Source organism: Aquitalea sp. USM4 (assembly GCF_004328945.1).
GTDB lineage: Bacteria > Pseudomonadota > Gammaproteobacteria > Burkholderiales > Chromobacteriaceae > Aquitalea > Aquitalea pelogenes.
This window is the reverse complement of the sequence record NZ_CP029539.1, coordinates 3,675,227-3,696,264: the sequence shown is the minus strand read 5'-3', so window position 1 is coordinate 3,696,264 and position 21,038 is coordinate 3,675,227. Positions and strand designations below refer to the sequence as shown.

Annotated in this window: 17 protein-coding genes; 14 read left to right on the top strand and 3 right to left on the bottom strand. The window is 59.5% G+C overall.

Features of this window, described 5'->3' with window-relative positions:
* Positions 1-11: 11 nt before the first annotated feature.
* From DKK66_RS17035 to prmB, 6 genes are all read left to right on the top strand, one after another.
* Complete coding sequence (locus DKK66_RS17035; RefSeq protein ID WP_131359995.1) at positions 12-989, top strand: GlxA family transcriptional regulator; 978 nt, start codon at positions 12-14, stop codon at positions 987-989.
* A gap of 313 nt (positions 990-1,302) precedes the next feature.
* On the top strand, positions 1,303-4,047 hold the full coding sequence (locus tag DKK66_RS17030) for an HD domain-containing phosphohydrolase (protein ID WP_131359993.1): 2,745 nt from the start codon (positions 1,303-1,305) through the stop codon (positions 4,045-4,047).
* Between the two features lie 386 nt (positions 4,048-4,433).
* Entirely contained in the window at positions 4,434-5,003 is a 570-nt protein-coding gene (locus DKK66_RS17025; RefSeq protein WP_131359991.1) for an aminodeoxychorismate/anthranilate synthase component II, read from the top strand.
* 89 nt (positions 5,004-5,092) lie between these two features.
* Complete coding sequence (gene trpD / locus DKK66_RS17020) at positions 5,093-6,121, top strand: anthranilate phosphoribosyltransferase (protein ID WP_131359989.1); 1,029 nt, start codon at positions 5,093-5,095, stop codon at positions 6,119-6,121.
* Between the two features lie 82 nt (positions 6,122-6,203).
* The gene (locus DKK66_RS17015; RefSeq protein ID WP_131359987.1) at positions 6,204-7,580 is read left to right on the top strand and encodes a phosphomannomutase/phosphoglucomutase; all 1,377 of its coding nucleotides are present in this window, start codon (positions 6,204-6,206) and stop codon (positions 7,578-7,580) included.
* 195 nt (positions 7,581-7,775) lie between these two features.
* The gene (gene prmB / locus DKK66_RS17010; RefSeq protein ID WP_045846985.1) at positions 7,776-8,696 is read left to right on the top strand and encodes a 50S ribosomal protein L3 N(5)-glutamine methyltransferase; all 921 of its coding nucleotides are present in this window, start codon (positions 7,776-7,778) and stop codon (positions 8,694-8,696) included.
* A gap of 73 nt (positions 8,697-8,769) precedes the next feature.
* Here the strand turns inward: prmB and DKK66_RS17005 are convergent, their stop codons facing one another.
* Both DKK66_RS17005 and DKK66_RS17000 read right to left on the bottom strand, forming a co-directional pair.
* Positions 8,770-9,393, bottom strand: a complete 624-nt coding sequence (locus tag DKK66_RS17005) for a LysE/ArgO family amino acid transporter (protein WP_045846986.1) — start codon at positions 9,391-9,393, stop codon at positions 8,770-8,772.
* A 124-nt stretch (positions 9,394-9,517) separates the two neighbouring features.
* Positions 9,518-10,459, bottom strand: coding sequence for a LysR substrate-binding domain-containing protein (locus DKK66_RS17000; protein WP_131359984.1), 942 nt, complete (start codon positions 10,457-10,459; stop codon positions 9,518-9,520).
* A gap of 192 nt (positions 10,460-10,651) precedes the next feature.
* Here DKK66_RS17000 and DKK66_RS16995 point away from each other — a divergent pair, with 192 nt between their 5' ends.
* The 8 genes from DKK66_RS16995 (at position 10,652) to DKK66_RS16960 (ending at position 16,927) form a co-directional block, all read left to right on the top strand.
* Positions 10,652-11,377 (top strand): isochorismatase family protein, encoded by a 726-nt coding sequence (locus DKK66_RS16995; RefSeq protein ID WP_062786757.1) that lies wholly within the window; start codon positions 10,652-10,654, stop codon positions 11,375-11,377.
* 95 nt (positions 11,378-11,472) lie between these two features.
* Entirely contained in the window at positions 11,473-12,102 is a 630-nt protein-coding gene (locus DKK66_RS16990) for an isochorismatase family protein (RefSeq protein WP_131359982.1), read from the top strand.
* Between the two features lie 84 nt (positions 12,103-12,186).
* On the top strand, positions 12,187-12,933 hold the full coding sequence (locus DKK66_RS16985; RefSeq protein WP_131359980.1) for an SDR family NAD(P)-dependent oxidoreductase: 747 nt from the start codon (positions 12,187-12,189) through the stop codon (positions 12,931-12,933).
* 13 nt (positions 12,934-12,946) lie between these two features.
* On the top strand, positions 12,947-13,252 hold the full coding sequence (locus DKK66_RS16980; protein ID WP_165494212.1) for a putative quinol monooxygenase: 306 nt from the start codon (positions 12,947-12,949) through the stop codon (positions 13,250-13,252).
* A gap of 127 nt (positions 13,253-13,379) precedes the next feature.
* Entirely contained in the window at positions 13,380-14,276 is an 897-nt protein-coding gene (locus DKK66_RS16975) for a pirin family protein (RefSeq protein ID WP_131359977.1), read from the top strand.
* Entirely contained in the window at positions 14,273-15,478 is a 1,206-nt protein-coding gene (locus DKK66_RS16970; RefSeq protein ID WP_131359975.1) for a CynX/NimT family MFS transporter, read from the top strand. The genes DKK66_RS16975 and DKK66_RS16970 overlap by 4 nt, the downstream gene beginning before the upstream one ends.
* Before the next feature lie 32 nt (positions 15,479-15,510).
* Positions 15,511-16,413: a LysR family transcriptional regulator ArgP gene (locus tag DKK66_RS16965; protein ID WP_131359973.1), complete on the top strand. Its 903-nt coding sequence runs from the start codon at positions 15,511-15,513 to the stop codon at positions 16,411-16,413.
* A gap of 79 nt (positions 16,414-16,492) precedes the next feature.
* Positions 16,493-16,927 (top strand): cytidine deaminase, encoded by a 435-nt coding sequence (locus DKK66_RS16960; RefSeq protein WP_131359971.1) that lies wholly within the window; start codon positions 16,493-16,495, stop codon positions 16,925-16,927.
* 97 nt (positions 16,928-17,024) lie between these two features.
* On the opposite strand, the gene purL is transcribed toward DKK66_RS16960, so the two are convergent.
* Positions 17,025-20,984: a phosphoribosylformylglycinamidine synthase gene (purL, locus tag DKK66_RS16955; RefSeq protein WP_131359969.1), complete on the bottom strand. Its 3,960-nt coding sequence runs from the start codon at positions 20,982-20,984 to the stop codon at positions 17,025-17,027.
* Between the last annotated feature and the right edge of the window lie 54 nt (positions 20,985-21,038).

The window sequence follows — 21,038 nt, the reverse complement described above, 5'->3', positions numbered from 1 at the left end:
ACCGCCAAAACATGCATCAACTTCGCGTACTGCTGCTGGAAGGCTGTTATGCCGGTAGCATGACCGGCTTGGTCGATTTGCTGCATTTCGCCAACCAGATTGCAGCCTACAAAGGCAGGTCCAAACCATTCGACTGGCGCTTGTTCAGCCTGGACGGCCAAGCCGTCACCACGGCGTCCGGTATTGTGCTGACACCGGATGGAGGGCCGGAATTGACCGACGCTGCCGATACGCTGGTACTGCCGCCAATCAGCTATCGACGCCTGAGCGATTTTGAAACCCGGCTGATGGCAGAACAGACCGCAGGCGCATTGGCAACACGCCAGCATGCAGCAGGCCGCCGTGTCATGTCGTTCTGCACAGGCGTACCCCTGCTTGCCGAGCACGGCTTGCTGGATGGCCGGCAGGCGACTGTCAGCTGGTGGCTGCATCACTGGTTTCGTCAGCGCTACCCCAAGGTTCTGCTCCAGGATTACGCCACCTGCAGCGAGTCTGACGGCATCTGGTGCGGCGGCGCCACCACCTCTTATATCGACCTGGCCTTGCGCCTGATCCGGCATGAAGGAGGTGCTGAACTGGCCATGTCATGCTCGCGCCTGATGCTGACCGACCTCAACCGTGTCAGTCAGGCACCTTATATCACCATGCGGAGTTTTGCCGGACACGACGACGAGCTGGTTCTGCGCTGTCAGAACTGGCTTCAGCGCCAGCTTGATCAGCCATACCGGCTGGAGGCACTGGCAGCCAGCGTCGGCGCCAGCGAGCGCACGATAATGCGACGATTCCAGCAGGTACTGGGCCAACCACCGCTGCGCTACCTGCAGCAGCTGCGCTTGCAAGCAGCTCGTCATCTGCTGGAAACCAGCACCCTGCCGCTGGATGAAATTGTCAGCCGGGTGGGCTATGCCGATATCGCCAGTTTTCGCCGCCTGTTTCAGCGCGAACTGCATTGCACCCCGGCAGAATACCGGCGTCGTTTTGCCAGCTGAGCGGGCAAGCCAGCGCACGGAATGTTCAAGCGCCATCAGAAACAAAAATCACAAAGCCAAATTTGATGCCCGCCTCGGCATCCCTCTCGCCAAGCACCCCGCCATTCATCACCGTGCCGCGTCGTCGGGTTAATGGCCTGCCTGTGACAGGCAGGCCTCGGCCCGATTACCGCCTTTGCGGATATGAATATGCATCCACGGCGGGACAGCAGACTTGGCACATGCGCAGTCAAATCAATTGGCATATGATGATAGGAGATTGCCGCCTGGATGGGTGGCTGCTGTCGGCCAGACCGTCTCCAAAGGATATGCCATGATCAAGATCCGCCGATACTTTCAGTACCAGATGGGCGGACTTGTCCTCCTCATTGGCCTGGCATTTACTCTGGGTGGCTATGCCTTGATGAGCAAGGTCGCGGAGGACGAGGCAGAAGCGACGTTAAGGTTGATCACCAACGAGTCCGGCGCAGCCATGAATCATTTGCTGCTCCCGGCTACCACGTTGCTGAAACTGCTTTCCAACGTTCCCGACCTGAAAACGGGCCAGGAAAAAGACTGGATGGACCGCCTTTCCGCGCAAACTTCGATATTGCGCGATCAACCCATGCTCAACAGTGTTTATGTCGGCGGACCGCAAGGACAGCTTCTATTGCTGCGAGCACTCCGGGATGAGTGGGACCACACCAAATTCAAGGCAAGTCCCGAGGCGCGCTGGCTTGTCCAGCTGCAAAGGGTTGGCAACAGCCGGGGCGAAGCGCAGGACTGGGTTTATCTGGATGACAAGCTCCGCATACTGGGGCGCAAACGCATGCCGGGCACTGAGGACTATGACCCGCGCAGCAGACCGTGGTACCAGGCCAGTCGTCAAAACAATGGGGTATTTCGTACCGAAACCTACAAGTTTTATTCCTCAGGGAAAGTCGGCATCACGCTTGCCAACGACATGCACGATGGCTGGGTTATCGCAATGGATATCAGCCTCGACTCCCTGCAAGAAGAGCTGGCCAGAATGGCAACGGCCTATGCCGGCTATATTGGGCTGTTCGAACAAACCGGTGCCATCATTTCCGCCAACCTCAAAGAAAGCAGCGCCAACGATTTCTTCAAGGGCCTGGTCGAAAAAGGTGGCATTGCTGATGGCAAAGACCTGAAATGGATGGTCGATCCGTACGGTCAGTCCTGGTGGATGGGCACGGCAAATGTCAAGCTGCAGAAATATGATGACATATTCCTCCACGTTGCCGTTCCACGTGACCGCCTGCTGGCGAAGGCCCAGAAGCTGCGTAATTTTTTGCTGGCCCTCACCTTGCTGATCACGCTTCTTACCCTGCTGCTTGCACAACGCAATTCAGACCGGATTGCATTCGTATTCCAGACACTGGCAGACCGGGCCAACGCGCTGGTCAATTTTGATTTCCGGCAGTTTGCTCAATCCAAAACCCGTATTGCCGAAATTGCCCAACTGGAAACCGGGCTTGAGCGCGCCCGGACAAGTAGCGCAAATTTTTTGCACTTGCTGGAAAAGGTATCGCGGGAGGCGGACCTCGACAAATTGCTGCCCATGGTCGTCGAAGAAACAAGCGAAGCAGCACAAGGAGAGTTTGCCTGGCTCTACATTCAGGACGGCACAAACTGGACTTTGCGTGCACAGCGCGGTGATCGCAACGGAAATGATTGGCTGGCAAAGTACCAGAGGCAGCTTGAGGAAAATGGCGCTGCCCACTTTTGTCCGGATGAGCCGATGGATGGCCGCTATGCACTGATGCTGCCCTTGTCCGGCCGGCGGGGCCAACTATTGGGACTGCTCATCATTGAACGCCAGCAAGCATTCAGCGAACATCACCGCAGTTTTGTCGAAGCGCTTTCCGGCTTTGCCGCCTTGACGCTGGAATCACGGGAATTGGTTGTTCAGCAAAAGCGACTGTTTGAATCCTTCATCCAGCTGCTGGCAGAAGCGGTGGATGCCAAAAGCCCGCATACGGGCGGCCACTGCCACCGCGTTCCCGTCCTGACCGAATGGTTGGTGGAACTGGCCGCCAACAGCAATGCACCCTGCGTCGCCAGTTTTGAAGTTGACGACGAGATGCGCGAAGCAGTGCACATCGCGGCATGGCTGCACGACTGCGGCAAGGTGGTCACCCCCGAATATGTTGTCGACAAGGCAACCAAACTGGAGACGCTGTACGACCGGATTCACGAAATCCGGACGCGCTTCGAGGTATGCAAACGCGAGGCGGAACTGGCTCACTGGAAAGCGGCTTACCCGCAAGGACTGCCGGCCATTGAAGCCGCACAACTCGCCGACGAATTGAAAGCCCTGGATGAGGATTTTGCCTTTGTCGCCGAGTGCAATCTGGGTAGTGAATATATGTCAGAGGATGCAATCGCACGCATCCGGCAGATTGCAGCCAGAACCTGGACACGAACCATCGACGACCGGCTCGGCCTGTCACACGATGAAATGCACCGCCGTTGCGACAGGGATAGCGAATCATTGCCCACCCAGGAATATCTGCTCAGCGACAAACCCGAGCATCGAATTGCACGTCCGCAAGGACAATCCTTTGTCGATGACAACCCGTGGGGATTCCGGATGCAAGTGCCAGAACTGCTCTACGACCGTGGCGAAGTCAAGAATCTAGCCATCCAGCGGGGTACATTGACCGACGAAGAACGTTACAAGATCAACGAGCACATCGTACTGACCATCAAAATGCTGGAAGCCATGCCCTTCCCCCGGCACTTGAAGGCTGTGCCGGAAATAGCCGGCGGTCACCACGAGCGCATTGATGGCAAGGGCTACCCCAGAGCCGTCCCGGCCGCGGCCATGAGCATCCCGGCGCGCATGATGGCCATCGCCGACGTATTTGAAGCACTGACTGCAACCGACCGCCCGTATAAACAGGGGAAAAGCGTAGATGAATCGCTGGACATCATGCGCCATATGGCACGCGGAGGACACCTTGACGTTGAGCTGTTTGAGCTGTTCGCCCAGTCGGATATTCCGGCCCGCTATGCGTCGCGATTCCTGGCCGGGAGGCAGGCTGGTTCAGCCTAGCAAGAACGTGTATCTAGATGAGCCCCAATAACGGGGCGCCGCCCAAGCTGCGCCTCCTCATTCCCGCCGCCCGGCCTGCACCAGGCCCACTGTTCCGCCACATTCCCCGTACAGCGCTGCGAGCTGCTGCCAGATAAGATCGAACAAAGCTACGAACTGGCGCCGTCCGGAGATGTAGCAGATCTGTTTCCATGACACGACCGACCTGAGGCTGACGGGTTTGTCCGTGCTGTGTAGCTGCGCCTCTTCCGGTATAGTATTGGTCATTCTTGACGGGCTTTATTGCTGCTCAAAAGACCCAACATTTTATATCCCGGGCAAGCAACCGGATAAAATTCAAAAGGTCACCACGGCATGCCCATACAAATCAAAGGTTTAGATTAATTATGCTGCTGATGATCGACAACTACGACTCTTTTACTTACAACCTGGTGCAGTATTTCAGCGAGCTCAAGCAGGATGTCCGCGTTTATCGCAACGATGAAATCACCATTGAAGAGATCGAAGCGCTGGCACCGCAATATCTGGTTGTCTCGCCTGGTCCCTGCACGCCGAACGAAGCGGGTATTTCTGTCGCAGCCATCCAGCACTTTGCCGGCAAGCTGCCCATCATGGGTGTCTGCCTTGGCCATCAGGGCATTGGCCAGGCTTTTGGCGGCAAGATCATCCATGCCAAGCAACTGATGCATGGCAAGGTGTCTCCGGTGCATCATCACGATATCGGCATGTTCCGTGGCCTGCCCAATCCGGTTAACTGCACCCGCTATCACTCGCTGGTAATCGAGCGCGAGTCCTTGCCGGACTGTCTGGAGATTACCGCCTGGACCGAAGATGGCGAAATCATGGGCGTGCGTCACAAAACCATGCCGATTGAGGGTGTACAGTTTCACCCGGAATCCATCCTGACCGAGCACGGTCATCAGATGCTGGATAACTTCCTCAAGGAATTTGCCTGAGCAATATGGACACCTCGCTGTTGCAGCGAGGTTCTTTCCTGTGCCGGCCTGCCTCGCACACCGGCCACTGTGAATCTAAGGATATCTGCATGCTTACCCCCCAGGCCGCGCTGAACCGGCTGATTGACGGCAACGAACTGTTTTTTGATGAAATGCTGGATCTGATGCGTCAGATCATGCGCGGCGAGCTGACCCCGGCCCAAACCGCAGCCATTCTGATCGGCCTGCGTACCAAAGTGGAAAGCGTGTCGGAAATTGCCGCTGCCGCCACGGTAATGCGTGAATTTGCCACACCGGTGCCGGTTTCCCGGCTTGATCACCTGATTGACACCTGCGGCACCGGTGGTGACAAAAGCCATACTTTCAATATTTCCACCACCGCTGCATTTGTGGCTGCGGCCGCTGGTGCACGCGTAGCCAAGCATGGAGGCCGTTCGGTGTCATCAAGCTCTGGCAGTGCCGATGTGCTGGAGCTGCTGGGCGTCAACCTGAACCTGACGCCAGAACAGGTTGCGCGTTGCATTGATGAAATCGGTGTCGGTTTCATGTTCGCCCCCAATCACCACAGTGCAATGAAGCACGTGGCTCCCATCCGCAAGGAACTGGGTGCGCGCACCATCTTCAACATCCTCGGCCCGCTGACCAACCCGGCAGGGGCGGATCATCAGGTAATGGGCGTGTTTCACCCCGACCTGGTCGGCATTCAGTCACGCGTGCTCAAGCAACTGGGCAGCAAGCACGTGATGATTGTGCATGGGCTGGACGGGCTGGATGAAATCACCCTCAGCGCCTGCACGCTGGTGGCCGAGTTGAAAGACGGCCGCATTGAAGAATACACGCTGGACCCGCGCGAGCTGGGCTTTGAATTCTTCGAACTCAAGGAAATCCAGGCCAGTACTGCCGCACAATCGCGCGACATTTTACTGTCGGTGCTGGATAATCAGCCCGGCCCGGCCTACGACATTGTCGTACTCAATGCCGGTGCGGCCATTTACACTGCCGATGTCTGTGCCAGCCTGAGCGAAGGCATTGCCCTGGCCCGCCAGGTTCTGAGCACAGGCAAAGCACGGCAAAAGCTGGACCAGTTGATTGCGCTCAGTCAGTCCCTTGCAGCTTGAGTCTTATGCTTTCCTTTTCGCGGCCATCCTTCCCTGATGGCCGGTTTTACTGATTTTTGATTACGAGATTTTGCCTAACATCATGAGCACACCGTCCAAAGATATTTTCAAGGCCTACGATATCCGTGGCATCGTCGGCAAAACCCTGACTGTTGAAGTGGCACAGCAGATTGGCCACGCCATTGGCTCCGAAGCGCAAGTCCGCAAGGTGAAAGCCATTGTGATCGGTCGCGACGGCCGCCTGTCCGGCCCGGAGCTGAGCGATGCACTGGCCAGCGGCATTCGCGCTGCTGGTGTGGATGTGATTGATGTGGGCCGCGTGGCCACGCCGATGCTGTACTTTGCCGCGTACGAACTGGGCACCCTGTCCGGCGTGATGGTAACCGGCAGCCACAACCCGCCGGATTACAACGGCTTCAAGATGATGCTGGCCGGGGACACCCTGGCTGGCGACGACATCCAGCGTCTTTACCAGCGCATCAAGGACAAGGACCTGAGTCATGGTGAAGGCGGCTACCGCACCCATGATATCGTGGACGCCTACCTGGATCGCATCACCAGCGATATCAAGCTGGAACGCAATATGAATATCGTGGTGGACTGCGGCAATGGTGTGGCCGGTGCCTTTGCTCCGGTGCTGTTCCGCCGCCTGGGCTGCCGCGTACGCGAGCTGTTCTGCGAAGTGGATGGCACCTTCCCCAACCACCATCCGGACCCGGCCAAGCCGGAAAACCTGCAGGATGTGATTGAAGCGCTGGCCAAGACCGACTCCGAACTGGGCCTGGCCTTTGACGGTGACGGCGACCGCCTGGGCGTAGTGACCAAGGATGGCAACATCATCTGGCCGGACCGTCAGCTGATGCTGTTTGCCGCCGACGTGCTGGAACGCAACCCCAAGGCCAAGATCATCTACGACGTTAAATCCACCCGTCTGCTCAAGCCGTGGATTCTGGAAAACGGCGGCGAGCCGGTGATGGCTCGTACCGGTCACAGCTTCATCAAGGCCAAGATCAAGGAAACCGGCGCCCTGCTGGCCGGTGAAATGAGCGGCCATGTATTCTTCAAGGAACGCTGGTACGGCTTTGATGACGGCATGTACGCCGGCGTGCGTCTGCTGGAAGTACTGTCCCGCGTGGAAGACCCCAGCGCCGTGCTCAATGCGCTGCCCAACGCCATCTCCACCCCGGAACTCAATCTCAAGATGAAGGCCGAAGGCGAGAACCACGCGCTGATTGCCAAACTGCAGGCATCGGCCAAGTTTGAAGGGGCTGACGAAGTGAATACGCTGGATGGCCTGCGCGTAGAGTACGCAGACGGTTTTGGCCTGGCGCGCGCCTCCAACACCACACCGGTAATCGTGCTGCGTTTTGAAGCGGACAATGCCGAAGCGCTGGAACGCATCAAGGCCGACTTCCGCCGTGTGCTGTCTGCCGCCACCGACGCCGCACTACCGTTCTGAACGGAACTGATTGCATGACGGTGGCGCAATACTACCCGCCACCGCAATCAAGCCCACACGGATATTCACCGATATAGTGCAGCACTGGTCGCTTGGCTATAATGGCGACCAAACCAGACCACAAGGGACATGCAAAGCCATGTCCCTTGTCATTATCGACAGGGCGAAACCCTACCCTGTCCAGAAAGGACAAGCATGTACGCACAGGCTGCCAGCAGCTTTAGCACCGTACGCGATCTGCTGCGTTTTGCGGTGTCGCGTTTCAACCAGGCCGGCCTCACCTATGGCCACGGCACCGACAATGCCCACGACGAAGCCGCCTACCTCATCCTCACCACGCTCAAGCTGCCGATCGACCGGCTGGAACCCTATCTGGATGCCCGCTTGCTGCCGACCGAAGTCAAGGACGTGGTAGACCTGATTGAACGTCGTGCCGAAGAAAAAGTACCGGTGGCCTATCTCACCCACGAAGCCTGGCAGGGTGAATTCAGCTTCTATGTGGACGAACGCGTGCTGGTGCCGCGCTCTTTCATCTACGAACTGCTGGGTGAACCGCTGCAGCCGTGGATTGAACATCCCGAACTGGTACATCGTGCGCTGGACTTGTGCACCGGCTCTGGCTGCCTGGCCATCCAGCTGGCACACCATTACCCGGATGCTGAAATCGACGCCGTGGACATTTCGCTGGATGCGCTGGAAGTGGCCGCCATCAATGTCCAGAACTACGGTCTGGAAGACCAGATCCAGCTGATTCACAGCGATCTGTGCGAAGGGCTGGAAGAGCCCTATGACCTGATCATCGCCAACCCGCCGTATGTGGATGCCGAATCGGTGGATGCGTTGCCGCAGGAATACCTGCATGAGCCGGAAATTGCCCTGGGTTCGGGCGAAGACGGCCTGGACGCCACCCGTGAAATCCTGCGCCGCGCGCCGGACCTGCTGACCGAGCATGGTGTACTGCTGGTGGAAATCGGCCATAACCGTGACATGCTGGAAGAATGCTTCCCCAACCTGCCCTTCATGTGGATGGAAACCGCCAGCGGCGATGGCTTTGTCTTCCTGCTGACCCGCGACGACCTGATCAAGGGACTGGAACTGGACGCTGCCGCGGAATAAGCCAGATCGCATCTATCGCACCTAATGAAAAAGCCGGACAGCGTCCGGCTTTTTTGCATTCTGCAATGGTAGCCTAGTGTGTAAAGCCGTAATTCCAGACCAGCAGGCTACTGGTAAACAGCATGATCAGGCCAATGGCGCAGTCCAGAATGCGCCAGCTACGCTCCTGCTGAAACAGCGGCGCCAGTTTGCTGGCAAAAAAACCGATACCGACAAACCAGCTGACCGAGGCAGTGATGCTGCCCAGAATAAAAGACGGCGCAGACTGACTGCCGTATACCGAGGCCACGCTGCCGATCAGGATGACCGTATCCAGCCATACATAGGGGTTCAGCAAGGTCACCAGCAAAATGGTGCGAATCGCCTTTTTCCTGTCCCGCTCCACCGAGCCATCCAGTTTCAGCGCACCGGGATGCAGCGCCGCCCGGAATGACTTGAAACCCAACCACAGCAAGAAACCGGCACCCAGCCAGGCAACGGTCTGTACAAAACCGGGGATGGCACCAATGATCTTGCCCATGCCCAATACACCACAGCTGATGAGGATGACATCCGCCACAATGCAGATCAGCACGATGGGCAGAATATGGCTGCGCCCAATTCCCTGCCTGATGATGAAGGCATTCTGCGGACCGATTCCCACGATCTGACTACCGGAAAGGCCCAGCGCGGCCAGATAAACACTCAAGTTGAACATGGATTTCCCGTTACATGGAAGTCTGCCCGCCTGACGGCCAGACCTGCGTGATTGACAATGCCCACAGACTAATGCCACAGCGATAAAAAGTTAAACTAATAATTTTTATACACAATAAGTATTTCTAATTTTTAATCACAGACTCATCCGCGCGGTACTCCAGCAGTGCAGGCAATTCACGCTTCACGAAGTCAATCAGCACTCGCACCGCGGGTGACAGGCCGCGCCGACTGGGGTAGAGCATCACCAGCCGGCCATCCCGCGGATGCCAGTCAGGCAGCACATGCTGCAACTGTCCGCTGGCCAGCTCTTGGGCGCAGGCATACAAAGGCAGGTCGGCAATACCGATACCAGCAAGTGCCGCCTGTTTCAGGGTGGGAATATGGTCGCTACGCAGCAGGGCGTTCATCTGTATATCGCAACTCATTTCAGAATGTCCACGTAAACGCAAGACATCACTGCCATCTCCTTGCGGCGCAAACAGCAAGGCATTGCACCCCGTCAACTGTTGCGGCTGCAGAACAGTACCTAATGCCAGGGATGGTGCAGCCAGCAGGCCCCAGCGTGCAGTGCACAGCGGAACCTGGATCAGGCTGGAGGGTAACAAGGCATGATTGATACCGCGCACCACCACATCCACCCCCTCTTCCAGCAAGTCCACCTGGCGATTACAGGCCTGTACGGCCAGGCGCACCTTGGGGTAATGCTGCATGAACTGCGGCAACAGGCGCGACAGCACCGCATCGGCAATCGCTACCGGCACACTCAGCCGTACCGTGCCGCTTGGTTCGTGCTGGCGTTGCCTGACTGCCTCTTCACCGGCGCGGGCCTCAGCCAGCATGGCCAGACAATGAGCATACAGTGCCTGACCGGCATCAGTCAGGCTCACTGCCCTTGGCCCTCGCTGCAGCAAGCGTGTCCCCAGGTGCTCTTCCAGCAGACTGACACGCCGTGACAGCCTGGATTTTGGCAGACCCAGCGCGCGTGCCGCAGCACTGAAGCCCTGGCGTTGCACTACTTGAGAAAACAGAAACAGATCGTTCAGATCCAGTGGCAGTGCAGTCATTACCCCTCCCGTTTTCATCATCCTAATGTTCCATTGATAGAACGATAAACAAGACTTTTCTTATTTTTTTGTCCTGTTTCACTGCCCATACTATCTCCACGCATCCAGGCCTTTAGGACAGCACTACCCGGTCAGGCCTCCTGATAAGCACGGAACCTGCATGCGCACTCACTTACATACAAGGACTTCGCCATGAAACTTCGTCACATCCTGAACGCCACCCTGTTTGGCCTTGCCACCCTGTCTGCCGCCAGCATTTCCCTGCCGGCAGCTGCCGCGACAACCGTCGCCGCCACCCAGCAAAACGCCAATCTCACCATGCTGTCGCGTGACAACGCCGTACTGCTACTGGTTGATCATCAGGTAGGCCTGATCAGCGGCGTGCGCGACACCACGGTTGGCGATCTGAAACATAACGTGGTTGCGCTGGCCAAGGCTGCGCGCACCCTGGGCGTGCCAGTGATTGTAACTGCCACCATGCCGGACGGCATGTGGGGCCCGACCATGCCGGAGCTCACCGCCGCACTGCCCGGTGTAAAAGTGATCAGCCGCACCATGATCAATGCCTGGGATGACCCGAACGTACGTGCCGCTATCGAAAAAACCGGTCGCAAGCAAATCATCGTGGCGGGTGTATCGCTGGAAATCTGCGCCAGCTTCCCGGCCCTGTCGGCCAAAGCCGCTGGCTACGACACCCGTGTCGTGCTGGATGCCTCTGGCACCTTCAATGAAGCCAAACGTACTGCCGGCCTGCAACGCCTGCTGGGTGCCGGTATTCCGGTCACCGACTATGCCAGTGCGGCAGTAGAAATGCTGCGCAGCAATACCGACCCCAAGGCACACGATGTCTACGGCGACCTGGATATGCCGTTTGCCACCCTGGTATGGCAGATGCAAAGCGGCTTCACCAAGAAGTAAGCAGCTGCTGTGAGTCCGGCCAGCGCCTGTCTGCAGTCAGGCACTGGCCGCAGCGTACGCATCATCAGCATCTCTTCTAAAGCGAGGGGAACTCCATGTCACAACATGAAAATGCCAACCTGAACATGCTGTCGCGCGATAACGCAGTGGTACTGCTGGTCGATCATCAGGTCGGTCTGATCAGTGGTGTGCGCGACATCCCGCTGGGCGATCTCAAACACAATGTGGTGGCACTGGCCAAGGCTGCGCGCACCCTGGGCGTGCCGGTGATCGTGACTGCCACCATGCCGGACGGCATGTGGGGCCCGACCATGCCGGAGCTCACCGCCGCACTGCCCGGCGTGCAAGTGATCAGCCGCACCATGATCAACGCCTGGGATGACCCGAACGTGCGGGCCGCCATCGAGCAAACCGGTCGCAAGCAAATCATTGTGGCGGGCGTATCGCTGGAAATCTGCGCCAGCTTCCCGGCCTTGTCAGCCAAAGCCGCTGGCTACGACAGCCGTGTGGTACTGGACGCCTCCGGTACCTTTAACGAAGCCAAGCGTACTGCCGGCCTGCAACGCCTGCTGGGTGCCGGTATTCCGGTTACCGACTATGCCACCGCAGCGGTGGAAATGCTGCGCAGCAATGTCGACCCCAGCGCGGGTGAAGTTTACAGCGACATGGACATGCCGTTTGCCACGCTGGTATGGCAGATCCAGAGCGGATTCACCAAGTCCTAAGCACCCGCAGTGAGCACGGCCAGCACCCGCTTGAGGGCACTGGCTGCCCACACCCCCCATCAAGCCAGACAGAGCAAATCCGACATGAAACAAGCAGACAAGGTAGCCGTAGTCACCGGTGGTTCCCGCGGCATTGGCGCAGCCATTGCCCGCAAGCTGGCCAGCCAGGGCGCGCAGGTAGTGATTGTGTATCGCAGTAATCAGCAACAGGCAGAACATGTTGTTGCTGACATCATCAGCCAGGGTGGCAAGGCGGTAGCCTGTGCTGCCGATGTCAGCCAGGAATCGGCCGTGCGCGATGTACTGTCCAGCATTGCCACCCGGTTTGGCCGTATCGACATCCTGGTCAACAATGCCGGCGTGTTTGAAGGCCGCACGCTGGCGGATGTGGATGCCGAGCATATCGCCCGGGTGTTCGACGGCAATATGGGCAGCATGCTCTTGATGACGCGTCATGCCCTGCCGTTTTTCCCCGAGCACGGCGGCCGCATCGTCAACCTGTCCAGCAACCTGATCTACTCGCCGCGCATTGGTACCGCCATTTACTCGGCCAGCAAGGCGGCCGTATCGGTACTGACTCACGCCTATGCGCTGGAACTGGGTCCGCGTGGTATTACCGTCAATGCGGTGGCACCGGCGATGACCGAAACCGACATGACCGCAGCCACACCGTTGGCCCGCCGGGAAGCGGTGGCCAATGGCACACCGCTGGGACGGGTGGCACAGCCGGAAGATATCGCCGATGTGGTGGCATTTCTGGCCAGTGAAGATGCACGCTGGATTACCGGCCGTACCCTGCTGACCGATGGCGGCCTGACCGATGCCCTGTAACAAGGCAACAGACATGCACGTTCTGACGGTTGAACTCACCATCAAGCCGGAAAATCTGGCGGACTTCCTGCAAGAACTCCGGCAGTTCAGCCGCTATATTGTGCAGCAGGAGGCAGACTGCCTGCGCTTTGAAATCTTCCAGGACGATGACGACCCCTGCCGCATCCTGCTGCTGGAAGGCTGGAGCAGCCGGCGACATCTGGAAGAGGTGCAGTTGCAGCGCGCCTATTACCAACCCTACTTCGCCAGGGTGCAAAGCATGTTCGCCGCAGAACGCCTGCTGCGGCACTGGCAAGCACTGCCACTCGAGCAAGGTTAAAGAACACGTTCTAGAAAACAGACAGAGCAAGAGCAAAACCGGCAGCGGCCAGCACGCAGCAGATTTTACCGTTGACGTTTAACCACGCTGCGGCCGTCCGGCCCGGCGGTATCAGGAAACAAGCACAATGACACGACTGAAGATTTCCTCCCCGGCCCAAGGCCAGCCGCTCACCATCGGCAGCGGCTTTCAGGCCCAGCATTTTGGCGAACAGATGTTCAATGGTCTGATTGACCCGGTGGTGATGGTGGACCACTTTCACATGACCAGCCCCACCTTCGAACCACACCCCCACGCCGGCATTTCCGCCGTCACCTATATGTTCGAAGACGCCAGCAGCCCGCATGTCAATTACGACTCCATGGGCAACCAGGGCCCCATCGTGCCGGGCGCCCTGCACTGGCTAGCTGCCGGGCGCGGCGCGGTGCACACCGAACAGCCGGAAGGCGCCAACCCGCATGTGCATGCGCTGCAAATTTTCGTCAACCTGCCGGCCAGCAAGAAAATGCAGGCACCGTTTGCCGTGCATGCCGAACCGGCCGATATTCCGGAATACCTTGCACCGGGCGTACGAGTGCGTATTGCAGCCGGCAGCAGCAACGGCATCCACGCCGCCCACACCTCGGCATTGCCGGAAGCCTTTACCTTGCTGGATGGTTTTATTGATGCAGGCCAGCATTTCACCCATCAACTGCCGCCCGGCTGGAATGCCATGCTCTACGCCATCGATGCGCCGCTACAACTGAGCGCCGACGGGCAAGGCATCCACATTCCGGCAGGGTCTGCCATTGGCATCGGCATGGATGGCTCGGCGATGCAGGCAGCCGACTTGGAGTTGCATGCCGCTGAGAACTGCCATTTTGTCTTGCTGTCCGGCCCGGCGCTGCGCGAGCCGCTGGTCAAGCACGGGCCCTTCGTGATGAATAGCAGCGAAGAAATCAACGACCGCATCCGGGCGTATCAGCGCGGTGAGTTCGGACAATTGACCGAGGACTGGCTGCGCAACAGCCATCAGCCCGCATGAACACGCCCAGCCAGCACCCCTCCGCGCAGGCCACGCACTGGCCGGCCGTACTGATTGCCATATTTGCCGGCGCCGCCGGGGCCTTCTGCCTTGGCAAAGTGCCGGCCGTACTGGGGCTGCTGCGACAGGAGCTGGGCCTGAGTCTGGTTGAAGGCGGCTGGATCGCTTCTGCCTTCAATAGCCTGGCTATCGTGCTCAGCCTGTTCATGGGGCTGCTGCTGGTGCGCTGGAATGCACTGCAAGCCGGCATCATCGGGCTGCTGCTGTTGCTGCTTGGCGGCGCACTGGCGCTGCCTGCGCATGGCCTTGCCATGATGCTGGCCTCACGGGTGATCGAGGGCATCGGCTTCTTGCTGGTCTCGGTAGCCATGCCAGGTTTGATCGTCAGTCTGACCAGCGATCAGGACAAACGCCTGACACTCAGCCTGTGGGCGGTAAACCTGCCGCTGGGGGCCGCTGTCGGCATGCTGCTGACGCCAGCGCTGGCCGCAGTTGGTGGCTGGCGTCTGGCATGGCTGGCGGGCATGGCGCTGCAATTGCTGGCCTTGCTGTTACTGCTGCTGTGCAGACCTGTTTTCCGGCAGCGCAGCGCGCAGTCATTACCAGGCACACCACAAGCCGCAGCGCCGTTTTCAGTACTACGCCAGTCGGCGGTCTGGCGCTATGGCCTCGCCTTCATGCTGTACACCCTGATGTTGTGGGCGGTTTTTGTCTGGCTGCCAACCATGCTGCAGGCCCGGCCGGAACTGAGCACCAGCACCATCGCCCTGCTGTCGGCACTGGCGGTGGTAGCCAATATTCCCGGCAACCTTGCCGGTGCCTGGCTGCTACGCCGCGGCATGGCGCGCGACACGCTGATATGCAGTGCACTGGGGCTGATGGGTGTGAGTGGCCTGCTGGCTTTCTGGCCTGGTTTGCCGGCGGATACAGCCTATCTGCTGTGCCTGCTGCTTTCCTTTTGTGGCGGTGCTGTACCGCCCGCTGCCCTGTCCTCAGCGCACGGACTCAGCCGTGGCCCGGTGCAGCTGGCTGTCTTGCAAGGCTATTTCGTGCAGCTGGCCAACCTGGGGCAATTGCTCGGCCCCTTGCTGCTGGCTGCCTTGGTGGCGGGCAGCACCGACTGGAGCGTGGCGCGCAGCCTGTTTCTGGCCGGCGTACTGCTGGCGGCCCTCCTGTTTGCCATGCGGGCGCGCAGCCATTAGCATGAGCCACCTTGTTCAAGCGGGAGTGCGCGGTGCTGGACCCAAAACAACTGGAAGCATTGTCAGCGGTGGTGGAGTGCGGCGGTTTTGACAAGGCAGCACGCAAGCTGTTTCTGACCCAGTCCGCCATTTCGCAGCGCATTCGTCAGCTGGAAGAGAACCTTGGCCAGCCGGTGCTCACCCGCACCAGCCCGCCCGCCCCCACCATCAGCGGCCGTTTGCTGTTACGCCATTACCAGCAGCTGTGCCTGATGGAGGGCGAGTTGCGCAACACCCTGCAGCCGGATGCCGAGGACAGCAGCTTCACCACGCTGACGGTAGGCGTGAATGCCGACAGCCTGGCTACCTGGTTCCTGCCCGCCGTGCAAAGTGTCATGCAGCAGCGCCGCCTGCTGATTGACGTGATGATGGACGATCAGGACTACACCCACGAGCTGATGCGTAGCGGCCATGTGGTGGGCTGCATCGGCACCCGCCCCACGCCGATCCAGGGCGGCGAGTGTCACTTTCTGGGCAGCATGCGTTACCTCTGCCTGGCCACGCCGGCCTTTGCCGCCCGCTATTTCCCCGATGGCTTCACGCCGGCGGCACTGGCCCAGGCCCCGGCCATCATTTTCAGCGGCAAGGACGACCTGCACAGCGAATTCCTGCAACAGTTTGCTGCATACGAAGGCAGCACGCCGCACCTGACCCTGCCCACACCGCAAGGTTTTGTGCAGGCCACCCGACTGGGGCTGGCCTACAGCCTGCTGCCGGAGCTGATGATAGACGACGACCTGCACACCGGCCGTCTGGTCAACCTGCTGCCCGGTCAGTACGTGGACCTGCCCTTGTACTGGCATCACTGGCGGGTGGAATCCTCACTGGCACAGTCGCTGAGCGAGGCCTTGCTGCAGCACGCGGCACAGGTATTGCGTCAACCAGGAGCAGCCTGATTCCAGCGCGGTGCCGGTTGACAGTGTGCGGCGCGCAGCGCAAGATCACGCGCCCTGCTTGAACCCATCCGGAGAATCCATGGCAACCGCTATTCCCAGCCTCGAACAATGGGCCGCACTGGAAGCTGCCGCCCGTGCCGCAGCCCGTCAGGCCTATGTGCCGTACAGCCGCTTCGCCGTTGGCGCAGCCATTCTGGACGAAAAAGGCCTGATCCACCCCGGCTGCAATGTGGAAAACGCCAGCTATGGCCTGGGCAATTGCGCGGAACGCACCGCCCTGTTTTCCGCCAGGGTGCTGCACGGCCTGCAACAGGTAGTTGCTGTCTGCATCTATACCCCCACGGCCACGCCCACCTCACCTTGCGGTGCCTGCCGCCAGGTGCTGAACGAATTTGGCCCACGCATGCTGGTGCGCAGCATCTGCGACGGCCAGGGCCGCATCGACACCACGCTGGACCAGTTGCTGCCGCATGCTTTCGGCCCGCAAAACCTGACGGATGCAGCTGCATCCTGATTCTTAAGCTTGCTGAATACATAAAAAAACGGAAGCCATCAGGCTTCCGTTTTGTTTTGCAGAGGCACAAGGCCTCCACCGTTTTTGTCAGCTGCGCTTAGCCCACCCAGCGGCGTGCCGAGGCAAACATGCGGAACCAGGCACCATTCTCGCCCCAGCTTTCCGGATGCCAGCTGTTCTGCACGGTACGGAACACACGCTCCGGGTGCGGCATCATGATGGTGAAGCGGCCATCGGCGGTGGTGACACCGGTAATGCCTGCCGGAGAACCGTTCGGGTTCAGCGGGTAGGTTTCGGTCGGCTTGCCGTTGAAGTCCACATAACGCAGTGCGGTGATCACGCCGTCCTGTGCACCCGGGGCAAACACGGCACGGCCTTCACCGTGGCTGACCACTACCGGCAGCTGGCTACCCACCATGTCGGCCAGGAAGATGGACGGCGATTCGGTGACTTCCACCATGGTGAAGCGGGCTTCGAACTGCTCGGACGCATTGCGCTGGAACTTCGGCCAGTGCTGGGCACCCGGAATGATGCCGGACAGATTTGACATCATCTGGCAGCCATTGCACACGCCCAGCGCGAAGGTGTCGCCACGCTGGAAGAAGGCTTCAAACTGCTCGCGGGCACGCGGGTTGAACAGCACGCTCTTGGCCCAGCCTTCGCCGGCACCCAGCACGTCGCCGTAGCTGAAGCCACCGCAGGCGGCCAGACCCTTGAAGTCGGCCAGCGACACGCGACCGCTGATGATGTCGCTCATGTGCACGTCAACCGCCTGGAAACCGGCACGGTCGAATGCCGCAGCCATTTCCAGCTGGCCGTTCACACCCTGCTCGCGCAGGATGGCCATGCGCGGACGTGCGCCGGTGGCGATGAACGGTGCGGCTGGGTTTTCTTCGGTATCAAACGACAGCTTGGCAAACAGGCCTTGCGACTGGGTGTCGGACAGCAGCAGGTGCTCGCTGTCGGCGCAAGCCGGATTGTCACGCATGCGTTGCAGGCGGTGGCTGGTTTCGCTCCAGGCCTTGTGCAGGTCCACACGGCTTTCGTTGAACAGCTCTTCGCCATGATGATTGATGATCAGGCGGTCCTTGCTGTTGATCTTGCCCAGCACGAACAGCTCGCGGCCAATGCCGGCAGCCATGAAGCGGGAAATCACTTCGGCGGTGTGCGACTTCTTCACCTGCAGTACGGCACCCAGTTCTTCATTGAACAGCACACGCATGATGCGGCCGTGTGTGGCGGCTTCCGGGGTGGGCTGTACAAAGTCGTCGATCAGGCGCTGGGTGTTCTTGCGCTCGATCACCAGCTCTTGCAGGTCTACCGTCAGGCCGACGTGACCGGCAAACATCATTTCCGCCAGCGTGGCGAACAGGCCGCCATCGGCACGGTCGTGATAGGCCAGCAGCATGTCGTCACGCAGCAGGGTTTGCACGGTATTGAAGAAGGCAGCCAGCTGGGCCGGGCTTTCCACGTCCGGCGCACGGCCTTCCATGGCCTTCCATACCTGACCATAGATGGAGCCACCCAGACGGCAGCGGCCATAGCCCAGGTCCACCAGGATGATGTCGGTGTCTTTTTCGTTGCGCAGCTGCGGGGTAACCGTCTTGCGCACGTCTTCCACCGGTGAGAAGGCGGTGACAATCAGCGAAACCGGTGCGGTCACCGACTTCTTCTCGCCGTTTTCTTCCCATACCGTCTTCATCGACAGCGAGTCCTTGCCCACCGGAATGCTGACGCCCAGATCCTGACTCAGTTTCGATACCGCTTCCACGGTTTCGTACAGGCGGGCATCTTCACCCGGATGACCGGCAGCAGCCATCCAGTTGGCGGACAGCTTGATGTTGCCGATGTGGCTGACAAAGCTGGCGGCAATATTGGTGAGCGATTCACCAATGGCCATGCGACCGGAAGCCGCGGCGTTGAACAAGGCAGTCGGCGTGCGCTCGCCCATGGCCATGGCTTCGCCACGGTAGCTGTTGAAACCCATGGTGGTGACGGCAACGTCGGCCACCGGCACCTGCCACGGACCAACCATCTGGTCACGCGCGGTCATGCCGCCCACCGAGCGGTCGCCGATGGTGATCAGGAAGGACTTGTCCGCCACCGCCGGGTTACGCAACACGCGGTAGGCAGTTTCCTTCAGCGGGAAACGCGAAGCGTCGAACACGCTGGTTTCCAGCGCTACGGTCTTCACGTCGCGGGTCATGCGCGGCGGCTTGCCCAGCAGCACTTCCAGCGGCATGTCCACCGGATTGTTGTTGAAGTGGTCGTCGCGTACTTGCAGGTGGCCATCATCGGTAGCCACGCCCAGTACGGCAAACGGACAGCGCTCGCGTTCGCAAATGGCGGTGAAGCGGTCCAGATCCTGCGGCAGGATGGCCAGCACGTAACGCTCTTGCGATTCGTTGGACCAGATCTGCATCGGGGTCATGCCCTTTTCTTCCAGATGCACCTTGCGCAGGTGGAAGATGGCACCGCGGCCGGCGTCGTTCACCAGTTCCGGGAAGGCATTGGACAGGCCACCCGCACCCACGTCGTGAATGGACACGATGGGGTTGTCGGCACCGTACTGCCAGCAGCGGTCAATCACTTCCTGACAGCGGCGTTCGATTTCCGGGTTGCCGCGCTGAACCGAGTCGAAGTCCAGGTTTTCGCTGTTGGCACCGGTGTCCATGGAGGACGCCGCGCCACCACCCAGGCCGATCAGCAGGCTGGGGCCACCCAGCTGGATCAGCAAGGCACCTTCCGGAATTTCATTCTTGTGGATCTGTTGCTGCTGGATGCTGCCAAGGCCACCGGCAATCATGATGGGCTTGTGGTAGCCGCGCATTTCGCCGTCGACAACTTCTTCAAAGGTACGGAAGTAGCCAGTCAGATTGGGACGGCCGAATTCGTTATTGAAGGCAGCGCCGCCAATCGGGCCGTCCAGCATGATTTGCAGGGCGGAAGCAATGCGACCCGGACGGCCGTATTCGGCCTGGCTGTCGCTGTACACTTCCCACGGCTGCACAAAGCCCGGAATGTTCAGGTTGGACACGGTAAAGCCGGTCAGGCCAGCCTTGGGGCGCGAACCACGACCGGTGGCACCTTCGTCACGGATTTCACCGCCGGAGCCGGTGGAAGCACCCGGGAACGGGGAAATGGCGGTCGGGTGGTTGTGGGTTTCCACCTTCATCAGGATGTCGGTCGGTTCGGTGGTGAAACCGTACTCGGCCGTTTCCGGTGCCGGGTAGAAGCGGTCGATGAACGCGCCTTCAATCACCGAGGCATTATCCTTGTAGGCCACCAGCGTGCCTTCCGGATGTGCATCGTGCGTGTCGCGAATCATGCGGAACAAGGACTTGCCCTGCTCTACGCCGTCGATCACGAACTGCGCATTGAAAATCTTGTGACGGCAATGTTCCGAGTTGGCCTGGGCAAACATCATCAGTTCAACGTCGGTGGGATTGCGGCCCATGCGGGTGAAGTTTTCCACCAGGTAGACGATTTCGTCTTCGGACAGCGCCAGGCCCAGCGAGCGGTTGGCCGCTTCCAGTGCCGCACGGCCACCACCCAGGATATCCACGCTGGTCAGCGGCTGCGGGTCCATGTGGACGAACAGCTTGTCGGCATCATCCAGCGAGCCCAGCACGGTTTCGGTCATGCGATCGTGCAAGAGGCCCGCCAGAACCTGACGAGCCTCTTCACTTAAAGATACACCGGCGGTGCTTACCCAGTAAGCGGTGCCGCGCTCGATCCGCAGCACTTGTTCCAGCCCGCAATGGCGGGCAATATCGGTAGCCTTGGAGGCCCAGGGGGACAGCGTACCCAGTCGTGGCGTCACCAGGAACAATTCGCCCTGCGGCGCTTCGGCGTAAGGCGCCTCGCCGTAGTTGAGCAGCTTGCCCAGAATGCCTTGCTGTTCGGTCGAGAGTTCGCTTTCGCTCTCGGCAAAATGCCAGAATTCGGCTTTCAGGCTGATCTCGGGCAAACCGGCCTCTTGGGCGGCAGCGAGAAGTTTTTCAAGACGAAACTGGGACAGGGCAGCACCGCCCCGCAGCTTGAGAATGGTCGACATGCAACACTCGCGACAAGTATCAGGAAAGCGCGTCATAATACAGCAAAACAGGCC

Coding starts and splice junctions, on each gene's coding strand:
- DKK66_RS17025 (WP_131359991.1), top strand. CDS start 4,434: ATGCTGCTGATGATCGACAACTACGACTCTTTTACTTACAACCTGGTG.
- DKK66_RS16985 (WP_131359980.1), top strand. CDS start 12,187: ATGAAACAAGCAGACAAGGTAGCCGTAGTCACCGGTGGTTCCCGCGGC.
- DKK66_RS17005 (WP_045846986.1), bottom strand. CDS start 9,393: ATGTTCAACTTGAGTGTTTATCTGGCCGCGCTGGGCCTTTCCGGTAGT.
- DKK66_RS16995 (WP_062786757.1), top strand. CDS start 10,652: ATGAAACTTCGTCACATCCTGAACGCCACCCTGTTTGGCCTTGCCACC.
- DKK66_RS16980 (WP_165494212.1), top strand. CDS start 12,947: ATGCACGTTCTGACGGTTGAACTCACCATCAAGCCGGAAAATCTGGCG.
- DKK66_RS17015 (WP_131359987.1), top strand. CDS start 6,204: ATGAGCACACCGTCCAAAGATATTTTCAAGGCCTACGATATCCGTGGC.
- DKK66_RS17000 (WP_131359984.1), bottom strand. CDS start 10,459: ATGACTGCACTGCCACTGGATCTGAACGATCTGTTTCTGTTTTCTCAA.
- DKK66_RS17030 (WP_131359993.1), top strand. CDS start 1,303: ATGATCAAGATCCGCCGATACTTTCAGTACCAGATGGGCGGACTTGTC.
- prmB (WP_045846985.1), top strand. CDS start 7,776: ATGTACGCACAGGCTGCCAGCAGCTTTAGCACCGTACGCGATCTGCTG.
- purL (WP_131359969.1), bottom strand. CDS start 20,984: ATGTCGACCATTCTCAAGCTGCGGGGCGGTGCTGCCCTGTCCCAGTTT.
- DKK66_RS17035 (WP_131359995.1), top strand. CDS start 12: ATGCATCAACTTCGCGTACTGCTGCTGGAAGGCTGTTATGCCGGTAGC.
- DKK66_RS16970 (WP_131359975.1), top strand. CDS start 14,273: ATGAACACGCCCAGCCAGCACCCCTCCGCGCAGGCCACGCACTGGCCG.
- DKK66_RS16960 (WP_131359971.1), top strand. CDS start 16,493: ATGGCAACCGCTATTCCCAGCCTCGAACAATGGGCCGCACTGGAAGCT.
- DKK66_RS16975 (WP_131359977.1), top strand. CDS start 13,380: ATGACACGACTGAAGATTTCCTCCCCGGCCCAAGGCCAGCCGCTCACC.
- trpD (WP_131359989.1), top strand. CDS start 5,093: ATGCTTACCCCCCAGGCCGCGCTGAACCGGCTGATTGACGGCAACGAA.
- DKK66_RS16990 (WP_131359982.1), top strand. CDS start 11,473: ATGTCACAACATGAAAATGCCAACCTGAACATGCTGTCGCGCGATAAC.